The sequence below is a fragment of the Caulobacter sp. P1_B12_2 genome, assembly GCF_056406675.1.
The window spans coordinates 1-11395 of the sequence record NZ_JBFTZS010000109.1 but is presented as its reverse complement, the minus strand read 5'-3'; the positions used below and the strand labels follow the sequence as shown (position 1 = coordinate 11395).

The following is an 11395-nucleotide window of genomic DNA, read 5'->3' as shown; positions in this document are numbered from 1 at the left end:
GTGTCATGGCGTCTCCTACTCCCTACTCCGCCGACGGCTTTCGCGGGCCGTTTTCGAGGCGCTTGGTAACCGGTGTCATGGCGCCATGCAAGCCAAAGGCGCCGCCCCGACCCTACACCGTCGGGGGCACGCCCGACGATTCCCGAACGACAAGATACGGGATCGTGCTGTTGGGATCGCGCTTCTCACGGACCGCCGCGCCGATCAGTTTCTCGGCCGCGATCCGGCCCACCTCGCGGGTGGGAATGTGGATGGTGGTCAGCGGCGGCCACACCGCCTGAGCGATCTGGAAGTCGTCGAAACCGACCACGGTCACGTCGGCCGGAACCTGCAGCCCCGCGCGCCGGGCGGCTTGCAGAACGCCCGCGGCCATTTCGTCATTGCCGGCGAAGATCGCGGTCGGCCGCGGGGTCTTGGCCAGCAGCGCCTCGCCGCAGGCCAGTCCGGATTCGAAGGTGTAGGCGCCTTGGACCGCATAGTCGGGCTTCAGCTGCAGGCCGGCCTTGTTCAAGGCGTCCTCGAAGCCCCCTCGCCGCTCGTGCGACGACCGGAAGCTGGGCAGGCCGCTGATGAAGCCGATCTCGCGATGGCCCAGCTCGACCAGATAGGCTCCCATGGCCTCGCCGCCCAGGCGGTCGTGGCCGACGATCATGTGCTCGGGCTTGTCCAGCTCGACCGAGGCGATGCGGATATATTCGCAGCCGATCTCGCGCAGCAGCTTGGCGACCCGCTCGTCCTCGGACACCGAGGGGGGCAGCACGACGCCGAACAGCTTCTGGCGTTCGACGAAGGTGCGCACGTCCTGCAGGAAGGTCGGGCTGGACCGGTCGCAGGGATGGACCACCAGCTCGAAACCCGAGCCCCGGATGCCGTCCAGCAGGCCCAACTGCATGTTGACGACATATTGCGGGTTGGGGTTGTCGTAGATCATGCCGATCAGGAACGAGCGGCGGAACGCCAGGCCTCGGGCCTGGGGATCGGGGGCGTAGCCCCACTCGGCGATCACCGCCTCGATGCGTTCGCGGGTCTCGTCGCGAACGAAGGGCGACTGGTTGATGACGCGCGAGACGGTCTTCTTGGACACGCCGGCCAGGCGGGCGATGTCGTTGATGGTGGCGCGCTTGCGGCCGCCCTCGAGGCCGGTCTCCAGGCCGCTGTCGATTTCCACGCCGTCGGCGTCCGGCAAAGGGGTCTTGGACGAGGTCAAAGCGTTTCCATGCGGCGATCGTTGTTTTGTTTTGTCATACTCTACCGGCGGCGGCGTCGCTACAAATGCACCGTCGGGCGTAATTGCCCTATGGTGACACCGGTTTCCCCGCCGTACAGACGGGATGGCAACACGAAAAGTTCCAATGACCAAGGCTTTGATAGGCGAACCCAGCTCCAGTCCGGCCGAATCGATCCACGGCGTCGACCCGCGCGACCACGTGGCGACGGCGCTGCGCGACCTGATCGCGGGCGAGACACTGGACCTGCACGGCCAGGCGATCGTCGCCCGCGCCGACATCCCCAAGGGCCACAAGATCGCGGTGCGCGCCGTGGCCAAGGGTGAGGACGTGCTCAAATACGGCTGGCCGATCGGCCGGGCCGTGGCCGACATCGCGGTCGGCGACCATGTGCACGTCCACAATGTCGAGACCCGCCTGTCGGGCGTCGAGGACTTCGCCTATGCCGACGCCCATCCGGAGCCGCATGAAGCGCCGCCGGCCGGGAGCTTCCTGGGCTATCGCCGCAAGAACGGCCGGGTCGGCACACGCAACGAGATCTGGGTGCTGTGCACGGTCGGCTGCGTGGCCAACACCGCCCGCCGGATCGCCGAGAAGGCCAACGTCCGGTTCGCCGGCCGGGTCGACGGCGTGTTCGCCTTCCCCCACCCGTTCGGCTGTTCGCAGCTGGGTGACGACCTGATCCACACTCGCAAGCTGATCGCCGGCCTGGCCGCCCACCCCAACGCCGGCGGCGTGCTGATCCTGGGCTTGGGCTGCGAGAACAACCAGCTGAAGGCCCTGCTGGAATCGGCGCCCGGCCTGGATCCCGATCGCCTGCGCTCGTTCACCACCCAGATGGTCGAGGACGAACTCGAGGACGGCCTGGAGGCCATCGAGCAACTGGTCGCCATCGCCGAACGCGACCGCCGCGAGCCGTCCCCCCTGTCGGACCTGGTGGTGGGCCTCAAGTGCGGCGGCTCGGACGGGTTCTCGGGCGTCACCGCCAATCCGCTGGTCGGTCGCATCGCCGACAAGGTGTCCGACGCCGGCGGCACGCCGGTGCTGACCGAAATCCCCGAGGTGTTCGGCGCCGAGGGCGTGCTGCTGGCCCGCGCCGCGACCCGCCAGGTGTTCGACGACGCCGTCGGGGTGATCGACGACTTCAAGCGCTACTTCATCGACAACCACCAGCCGATCTACGAGAACCCCTCGCCCGGCAACATCGCCGGCGGGATCACCACGCTCGAGGAAAAGTCCCTGGGCGCGGTGCAGAAGGGCGGCCGCGCGCCGCTGGTCGAGGTGCTGCGTTACGGCGACCAGGTCGGGCCGCACGGCCTGACCCTGCTGGAGGCGCCCGGCAACGACGCGGTGTCGTCCACCGCCCTGACGGCGGCCGGCGCGACGGTGATCCTGTTCACCACCGGTCGCGGCACGCCGCTGGGCTTCCCCGCCCCGACCCTGAAGATCGCCTCGAACTCGGCCCTGGCCGCCCGCAAGCCGGGCTGGATCGACTTCGACGCCGGCGTGGTGCTATCGGGCCAGACCATGGACGCGGCGGCCGACTCCCTGATGGATCTGGTCGTGGCCACGGCCTCGGGCCAGCCGACCAAGGCCGAACTCAACGGCGAGCGTGAAATCGCCATCTGGAAGCAAGGCGTTACTCTGTGACCCCCATTACCTCGCAAGAAGCGATCTCCCGTCCCCTGCGTCTGAACGCCGTCAGCTATCCGGCCGCCATTCCCGGCGTCGCCCTGCCCGCCTATGACCGCGACAAGGTCAYGGTCGGCGTCGTGCATTTCGGCCCCGGCGCCTTCCATCGCGCCCACCAGGCCTTCTATTTCGACCAGCTGCTGGCCAAGGACCCACGCTGGGGCATCTGCGCGGTGTCGCTGAAGAGCCCCGGCGTCCGCGACGCCCTGCAGCCGCAGGACGGCCTCTACACCCTGGCCCAGCTGGACGCCGAGACCACCTTCCGCGTGGTGGGCTCGATCCTGGAGGTGCTGGTCGCGCCGGAGGATCCGCCCTCGGTCTTCGCTCGCCTGGCCGCCCCGACCACCCGCATGGTCACCCTGACCGTCACCGAGAAGGGCTACTGCCTGACCGGCGACGGCAAGCTGGACACCGCCCATCCGGACATCGTCCACGACCTGGCCCATCCGCGCGAGCCGGTCAGCGCCGTCGGCTACGTGGTCGAGGGCCTGCGTCGCCGCCACCAGGTGGGCCTGCCGCCCTACGCCGTGGTGGCCTGCGACAACCTCGCCGACAACGGCTGGCGTCTGAAGGCGGCGGTCGTCGCCTTCGCCGAAGCGATCGACCCGACCCTGGCCGCCTGGATCGAGGCCGAGGCCCGCTTCCCGCGCACCATGGTCGACAGCATCACCCCCGCCACCGACGACGCCCTGCGGACCCGGGTCGAGACGGCCACCGGCCTGACCGACGCCTGGCCGATCCAGCGCGAGGCCTTCACCCAGTGGGTCGTCGAGGACGTGCTCGGCCCTCCTTCAGAAAATGGGGGCGCTCCGGACCTGGCGTCGGTGGGCGTCACCCTGACCGACGACGTGCGCGGCTTCGAGCGCGCCAAGCTGCGGCTGCTGAACGGCGTCCACTCGACCATCGCCTATGTCGGTCTGCTGAAGGGCCATGAGACGGTGTTCGAGGCGATCAGCGATCCAGCCCTAGCCAGGATCGCCGAGGACCTGATGGTCCAGGACATCATCCCGACCCTGACCGCCCCGCGCGGCCTGGACCTGACCGCCTACGCCCAGGCGATCCTGGGCCGGTTCCGCAATCCCGAGATCCGCCACCTGCTGGCCCAGATCGCCTGGGACGGCTCGCAGAAGCTGCCGTTCCGAATTCTGGGCACCGTCGCCGACGCCCTGGAGGCCGGCCGCCCGGTCGACCGTCTCGCCCTGCCGCTGGCCGCCTGGATGCACTTCGTCCGCCGCCGCGCCGCTTCGGGCGAGAAGATCGTCGATCCGTTGGCCGACCGCCTGGTCGAGACGGCGGCGGCCTGCACGGGCGACGCCAAGGCCGACGTGGCCGCGTTCCTGAAACTGGAGCCGGTGTTCAGCCGGGATCTGGCGGGCAATGCGGTGTTCGTGGCGGCGTTGGAGAAGGCGTACGGCGAGCTGGCCTAACGCGTCACGCCCCTGCCGGTGACCACCGGCAGCACCGTGCGCAGCAGGATCGTCAGGTCGAACCAAAACCCCTGTCGCCGCAGATATTCGGCGTCCAGGGCCACCTTCTCGGGAATGGCGATCTCGTCGCGGCCGTTGATCTGCGCCCAGCCGGTGACGCCCGGCCGTAGCGCTTCGACCCCCGCCGCCGTGCGCAGCGCCACCAGGTCGTCCTGATTGAACAGCGCCGGCCTCGGCCCCACCAGGCTCATGTCGCCGACCAGCACGCTCCACAACTGCGGCAGCTCGTCGAGGCTGGCCTTGCGGAGAAAGGCGCCCGGCGGGGTCAGCCAGCGGTCGGGATTGTCCAGCAGGTGAGTAGCCACCTCCGGCGTATCGATCCGCATGGTGCGAAACTTGGGCATCGAGAACAGGGCGTTGCCACGTCCCACCCGCTGCGACCAGTAAAGCGCCGGTCCCGGCGAGGTCAGGCGCACGACGGCCGCCACGATCAGCAGCGGGATGGCCAGCAGCAGCAGCGCCGCTCCCGACGACGCCGCATCGAACAGGCGCTTCACGTCAGGCCCATTCTCACTAGACCCATGCTCACTAGGCCAGGTCGCCGAACGCGGCGTCCAGCAGCAGGTAGGCGCGGCCGGCGTCGGACGACAGCAGCGCCGCCACCAGGAAGCCCTCGCGGTCCTGCTCGGAAGCCTCGTCCATCATGCCGGCGTAGCGGCGCAGGAAGCGCTCGGCGTCGGCCCGCAGCGGGGCGTCCGAGAACAGTCGGCGGACCAGCCGGCGGATAGCGGCCGGGGCCAGCTTCTTGACCACCTCGCGCGCCCCGCCCTCGTCGTGAGTCTGGATGGTGGCGGCGATCTCGTCGATGCGGCCTCGGGGCAGCAGGGCCGTCGGGTCGATGCCCATGGCCAGGATCTCGCCGGCCATCTTCTCGCCCAGGGCGGCGTCGCCGGGCGCGGCGCTTTCCAGGCCCGACAGCAGGTTGCGCCAGGACAGGCCGCCGGCTTGCGGTTCGGCCCTATCGCTGGGCGGGGCCGGCGCGGCGTTGCGGCCACCGGCGGCGTCGAACACCGAGCGGAACTCGTCGTCGGTCGCCGTGGGGGTCAGGCGCAGACGCGGACGCAGACCCGCCTCCTCGGCTGCCGCCTCATTCGCCGGCTTGGAAACCGGCGACGGCTCGGGCGGAGGCGGCGCCTGGACCTGGCGATTCAACGGCGGCGGGGCGCGGGACGGTGCAGCGGCGGGAGCCGCGCCCCCCATCCGGCCGACGGCCTCGCTGAGCATGTCGTAGTTGCGGCGGACGCGCTCCTGAAACGCCTGATCGATCGCCGCGGTCTCCTCGGCGGTCCGACGGGCGGACTGCCGCAGATCCTCGATGCCCTGCTCGATCTGGGCCCGGACCTCGTTGGCGCGCGCCAGGGCCTCGGCCGGGAGGTCGGCGGTGCGACGGCCGACGTCGGCCAGCATGGTCTCCATCTCGGCGATGGCGCCGCGAGCGGTCTCGACGCTTTCGGACAGCTTCTGGGCCGTGCGGGCGCCGGCCTGCTCGACGACCTGGGCCGATTGCTCGATCAGGTCGCGGGCCTCGTCCATGCGAGACTCGAACACTGTGTCGGCCTTCTGGCCGGCGGCGAAGGCGATCTCGTTCAGCTGGTCGACGCGGACGCGGGCGGATTCGACGCGAAGCTCGACGCCGTCGTTGGCCTTGCGAGCCGCCTCGGCCATCGCCTCCATCGCCTGGGCCAAAGCGCCTTCCAGGTCGGCGCGCTGGCCGCCGGCGGCGCTGGCCAGGGCCGCGATGGCGCTGGAGGTCTCGGCCGCCAGGGCCTCGCGTTCGGCGCGGGCGGTCTCGGCGACTTCACGCAGCTGCTGGGCCGCCGCGCCGATCAGACCGCGCAGCACCTCGGCGCCMATGGCCGCCATGTCGCTCATCTCGGTGGCGCCGGCGCGGGTGTGGCCGATGAACTCGGTCAGCTGGGCCGTACGAGTCTCGCTTTCGGCGGCGAAGTCTTCCTGATCGGTGCGCAGCGATTGGCTGGCGGCGACGAGCGCGGCGCGCTGGGTGGCCAGGGTGCGCTCGACGGCGCTCATCTGGTCGCCGACGCCTTGGCCGGCGGTTTCCAGGCGGGCGATCTGGCGCGACAGGTCCTCGGCCCCGACCCGCGCGGCGTCGGACGCCTCGGCGGCGGCGGCGGCCAGGTCGGCGGCGCGAGCGGCCAGGGCGGCCTCGGCCTCCCGAAGTTGGGTCTCGGCCAGGTCGGAAGCTTCGGCGACCATGCGCGCCTGGCTGCCGATGGCGTCGACCACGGCGGTGGACTGGGCGTCGAGCGTGGTCGACAGGGCGTGCATGGCCTGACGCTCGTGACCCAGGCCTTCGGACAGCTGCTGCACCATGCGAGCGGACTCGCTGGTGGTCTGGGCCAGGGCCAGGGTTTCCTCGGCCAAGGCTTCGCGCAGTTCCTGGACCCGGGCGCGGGCTCCCTCGGCGGCGGTCGTCGCGGCGTCGATCTGGCTGCGGATACGCTCGACGACGCCCTCGACGCCTGCCGCCGCCAGGGCGGCCGGGGTGACCAGGCGGTCGGTCATGATCCGGCTGTGCTTCAGCTCGGCCGAGACCCCCATGGCCTGGCGCAGCATATAGGCGCCCAGCAGGGTGAAAGCGGCCGGACCGACGGCCAGGGCGGCGAAGACCATCAGGGCGAACTGGTCGACCTTCAGGGCCGGCACGCCGGCGCCGTAGCCGAATGCGAAGGCGATCGGCCCCAGCGTCCAGAGCGCCGCGGCGGCGATCGCCAAGCTCCAGAACAGCGGCGCGGGCATCGGCTTCTTGCCCTCGCGGGGCGTGTACAGCGGCGTGACGGGCGGATCGATCGGCGCGGTCTCGCGCGACTTGGAGACGGCGGCTTCGAACCGCTTCGAGGGGGCCGGGGCTTCGGGCTCAGCCACCGGAGCCGGCGGCTGGGCGGCGACAGGCGCCGTCAGGAAAGACGGCAGCGGGGCCAGGGGTTCGGCCTCGACCGGGGCGCTGCGTCGGCCACGCGTCGGCGAGAACGGGGCCGGGCCGGCCTCGGGTTCAGGCGCCTTGAAGTTCGACGTCGGCGGCGGGGCCGGTTCGATCACCGCTTCCGGCTCGGAAGCCGCGACCTCGGCTTTCGGAGGTTCGATCGGCTCGAGGGTCTCGGGCGGCAAGGGAGGCGCTTGGGCTGCAGGCTGCGGCTTCGGCGCACTGCCGAAAAAGCCTCGCCGCGCGGCGGCGCGGGGCGTCTCCGGAGCAGGCGCGGGAGGCTGTGCGGACACGGCTTGGGGTTCGGGATCCAGCGGGCCGCGATCGAGAATCGGCGGGGCCGAGGCCTCGGGAACGGCGGCGATATCCAGGTCCAGGTCCGGTTCGCTGACCGGCGCCTCCGCATCGGGCTCGGCTTCCACCTCGTCAAGGCGGCCGACGTCCTCGACCGGCGGCTCCACGGGAACGCCGGTGAAATCAAGCGGTTGGCGCTTCTTAGGCTTCATACGCAGCCATAGTCCCAGGGCGAAACGGCTTGGGGCCGGATGAACATCGCCGCGCGGACGCCCCTCTCGCACGCAACGAATAAACCTAGCGGCGAAAAGCGGGCGCGCATAGCGGGTTCCGCCGGATTTCCCATCCTGGGCAGGGCTTGGCGAGCCAAGACCCTAGGCGCTGATCTCGGCCTTGTGCAGACGGGGGCAGCGTTCGACGGTCTGAACGGCCTCTTGGCGGGGCGTGCGGGCGATGACCCGCTCGGCCTTGGCCGGAGCCTTGGCTTGATGCTCGACAGCCATGCCGAACTGGCAGAGCGCCATCGACGAAAGCCACAGCATGATCGCGGCGATGAATTCAGCCAGGGATGACATCGGGGAGCCCATTTTCCGATAGCGGCGTTATGCGACGCTTCGTCGCCAGGCGCGAGTGAACTTTTGGTCATGAAAGGCGGCGCTCCAGGCGCGAGGCTCCATCGAAGCTCACAGCGCCTGCAGATTTCCCGGCCTTGCCCGCTTGCCCCGCGAGACCTAGGTCCACGCTCAGGATCACCGCCCCGTCGTCGCGCCTTCGTGCATCGGCGGTGCTTTCCATTTGCGGATACGCGTTTTGCCCCCTACCCAAGTCGCTTCGCTGTCGCACGACGCCTTTGCGGACCCGTCGATGAATGCGCTGTCCCCGGCCCGGCTGACGCACCTGCAGCGACTGGAAGCCGAGAGCATCCACATCCTGCGCGAGGTGGCGGCCGAGTGCGAAAACCCGGTCATGCTGTATTCGATCGGCAAGGACAGCGCGGTGATGCTGCACCTGGCGGCCAAGGCGTTCTATCCGTCCAAGCCGCCCTTCCCGCTGCTGCACGTCGACACGACCTGGAAGTTCCGGGCCATGTACGAGCTGCGCGACACGATCGCCCAGCAGCTGGGCTTCGACCTGCTGGTCCACAAGAACCCCGAGGCCGAGGCGCGGGGGATCAACCCGTTCGACCACGGCAGCGCTCTTCACACCGATCTGTGGAAGACCGAGGGCCTCAAGCAGGCCCTGGCCAAGTACGGCTTCGACGCAGCCTTCGGCGGCGCTCGCCGCGACGAGGAGAAGAGCCGGGCCAAGGAGCGGGTGTTCAGCTTCCGCACCACCGAGCAGCGCTGGGATCCCAAGGACCAGCGGCCCGAGCTGTGGAAGCTCTACAACACTCGCAAGCACCCGGGCGAAAGCCTGCGCGTGTTCCCGATCTCCAACTGGACCGAGTTGGACGTCTGGCAATACATCCACCTGGAGAACATCCCGATCGTGCCGCTGTACTTCGCGGCCGAACGGCCGGTGGTCGAGCGCGACGGCAGCCTGATCATGGTCGACGACGACCGCTTCCGGCTGCGTCCCGGCGAAGCCCCCCAGATGAAGAGCGTGCGGTTCCGCACCCTGGGCTGCTACCCGCTGACCGGCGCCGTCGAAAGCACCGCCTCCACCCTGCCCGAGGTCATCCAGGAGATGCTGCTGACCACCACCAGCGAGCGCCAGGGCCGGGTCATCGACCACGACCAGTCCGCCTCGATGGAGAAGAAGAAGCAGGAGGGCTATTTCTGATGCCACCTTCCACTTTGAACGCGATCTACAAGCCCTCCGACCTGATCGCCGACGACATCGACGCCTATCTGATCGCCCACCAGCACAAGTCGCTGCTGCGCTTCATCACCTGCGGATCGGTGGACGACGGCAAGTCGACCCTGATCGGCCGGCTGCTCTACGACAGCAAGATGATCTTCGAGGATCAGATGGCCGCCCTCGAGGCCGACTCCAAGCGGGTCGGCACGCAAGGCGGGGCGATCGACTTCGCCCTGTTGGTCGACGGTCTGGCCGCCGAGCGCGAGCAAGGCATCACCATCGATGTCGCCTATCGCTTCTTCGCCACCGACAAGCGCAAGTTCATCGTCGCCGACACCCCCGGCCACGAGCAGTACACGCGCAAYATGGTCACCGGCGCCTCGACCGCCGACGCGGCCGTGATCCTGATCRACGCCCGCAAGGGCGTGCTGACCCAGACCCGTCGTCACAGCTATCTCGTCAAGCTGCTGGGCATCCGCCACGTGGTCCTGGCGGTGAACAAGATGGACCTGGTCGGCTGGGACGAGGCGACGTTCGACCGCATCGTCGCCGACTATCGCGCCTTCGCCGATCAGATCGGCCTGGAGACCTTCACCCCGATCCCGATCTCGGGCCTGACCGGCGCCAACATGGCCAGCCGGGGCGAGGACTCGCCGTGGTTCGAGGGCCCGATCCTGATGGACTGGCTGGAAGGCGTCGAGGTCGAGGACGATCTGCGGAGCCAGTCGTTCCGCATGCCCGTGCAGTGGGTGAACCGCCCGAACCTCGACTTCCGGGGCTTCTCGGGCCAGATCGCCGCCGGCACGGTCAAGCCGGGCGACCGCGTCAAGTCGCTGCCCTCGGGCCGCGAGAGCACCGTCGCGCGGATCGTGACGAAGCCCGACGACCTGGCCGAGGCCTATGCCGGCCAGTCGGTGACGATCACCCTGGCCGACGAGATCGACGTCAGCCGCGGCGACATCCTGGTGGCCGCCGAAGACCCGGTCGCCGTGGCCGGCCAGTTCGAGGCCACCGTCGTCTGGATGGACGACGAACCCCTGCCGCCCGGCCGCTCCTACCTGCTGAAGATCGGCACGCGGATGGTCGGCGCCAGCGTCACCGAGATCAAGCACCGGGTGAACGTCAACACGCTGGAGCACCTGGCGGCCAAGAAGCTGGAGCTGAACGAGATCGGCCTGGTGAACCTGTCGCTGGACCAGGCCATCCCGTTCGAGCCCTACGCCAAGAACCGCGACCTGGGCGGCTTCATCCTGATCGACCGGATCAGCAACCGCACCGTCGGGGCGGGCCTGCTGAACTTCGCCCTGCGCCGGGCCGACAACATCCACTGGCAGCACACCGACGTCAGCAAGGCCTCGCGGGCGGCGCTGAAGGGCCAGCGCGGCCGGGTGGTCTGGCTGACCGGCCTGTCGGGCGCGGGCAAGTCGACGATCGCCAACCTGGTCGAGAAGCGCCTGCACGCCCTGGGCCGCCACACCTATCTGCTGGACGGCGACAATGTGCGCCACGGCCTCAACAAGAACCTGGGCTTCACCGAGGAGGACCGGGTCGAAAACATCCGCCGGGTGGCCGAGGTGTCCAAGCTGATGGTCGACGCCGGGCTGATCGTGCTGACCGCCTTCATCTCGCCGTTCCGGGCCGAGCGCCGACTGGCCCGCGAGATCCTGCAGGACGGCGAATTCGTCGAGGTGTTCATCGACACGCCGCTGGCCGTGGCCGAGGCGCGCGACGTCAAGGGCCTCTACAAGAAGGCCCGGGCCGGGGACCTGAAGAACTTCACGGGCATCGACAGCCCCTACGAGGCCCCCGAAGCGCCGGAGCTGCGGATCGACACCACGGCCATCGGCCCGGTCGAGGCCGCCGAGCGGATCGTCGCCTGGCTGGAAGGCGAACTGGACTACGAGATCTAGGCGCGCGGCTGGGGACATGCCCTTGCGGCGTGTCCCCACCAG

At 69.6% G+C, this 11395-nt stretch carries 8 protein-coding genes; 4 read left to right on the top strand and 4 right to left on the bottom strand.

Going from position 1 to position 11395, the window contains the following annotated elements:
- Nucleotides 1-112 precede the first annotated feature (112 nt).
- Nucleotides 113-1207, bottom strand: a complete 1095-nt coding sequence (locus AC1DZ6_RS09020) for a LacI family DNA-binding transcriptional regulator (RefSeq protein WP_477096852.1) — start codon at nucleotides 1205-1207, stop codon at nucleotides 113-115.
- A 145-nt stretch (nucleotides 1208-1352) separates the two neighbouring features.
- Here AC1DZ6_RS09020 and AC1DZ6_RS09015 point away from each other — a divergent pair, with 145 nt between their 5' ends.
- Nucleotides 1353-2876 (top strand): UxaA family hydrolase, encoded by a 1524-nt coding sequence (locus AC1DZ6_RS09015; RefSeq protein WP_477096851.1) that lies wholly within the window; start codon nucleotides 1353-1355, stop codon nucleotides 2874-2876.
- Nucleotides 2877-2881: 5 nt separating this feature from the next.
- On the top strand, nucleotides 2882-4345 hold the full coding sequence (locus AC1DZ6_RS09010; RefSeq protein ID WP_477096853.1) for a mannitol dehydrogenase family protein: 1464 nt from the start codon (nucleotides 2882-2884) through the stop codon (nucleotides 4343-4345).
- Here AC1DZ6_RS09010 and AC1DZ6_RS09005 read toward each other — a convergent pair.
- The 3 genes from AC1DZ6_RS09005 to AC1DZ6_RS08995 all read right to left on the bottom strand — a co-directional run bounded on the left by AC1DZ6_RS09005 (nucleotide 4342) and on the right by AC1DZ6_RS08995 (nucleotide 8218).
- On the bottom strand, nucleotides 4342-4902 hold the full coding sequence (locus AC1DZ6_RS09005; RefSeq protein ID WP_477096850.1) for a sugar transferase: 561 nt from the start codon (nucleotides 4900-4902) through the stop codon (nucleotides 4342-4344). The genes AC1DZ6_RS09010 and AC1DZ6_RS09005 overlap by 4 nt on opposite strands.
- Before the next feature lie 31 nt (nucleotides 4903-4933).
- Nucleotides 4934-7855 (bottom strand): coiled-coil domain-containing protein, encoded by a 2922-nt coding sequence (locus AC1DZ6_RS09000; RefSeq protein ID WP_477096849.1) that lies wholly within the window; start codon nucleotides 7853-7855, stop codon nucleotides 4934-4936.
- A gap of 162 nt (nucleotides 7856-8017) precedes the next feature.
- Nucleotides 8018-8218: a hypothetical protein gene (locus AC1DZ6_RS08995; protein ID WP_477096848.1), complete on the bottom strand. Its 201-nt coding sequence runs from the start codon at nucleotides 8216-8218 to the stop codon at nucleotides 8018-8020.
- Between the two features lie 289 nt (nucleotides 8219-8507).
- On the opposite strand from AC1DZ6_RS08995, the gene cysD reads away from it, so the two are divergent.
- Nucleotides 8508-9425: a sulfate adenylyltransferase subunit CysD gene (cysD, locus tag AC1DZ6_RS08990; RefSeq protein ID WP_477096847.1), complete on the top strand. Its 918-nt coding sequence runs from the start codon at nucleotides 8508-8510 to the stop codon at nucleotides 9423-9425.
- On the top strand, nucleotides 9425-11353 hold the full coding sequence (gene cysN / locus AC1DZ6_RS08985) for a sulfate adenylyltransferase subunit CysN (RefSeq protein ID WP_477096846.1): 1929 nt from the start codon (nucleotides 9425-9427) through the stop codon (nucleotides 11351-11353). The genes cysD and cysN overlap by 1 nt, the downstream gene beginning before the upstream one ends.
- Nucleotides 11354-11395 lie beyond the last annotated feature (42 nt).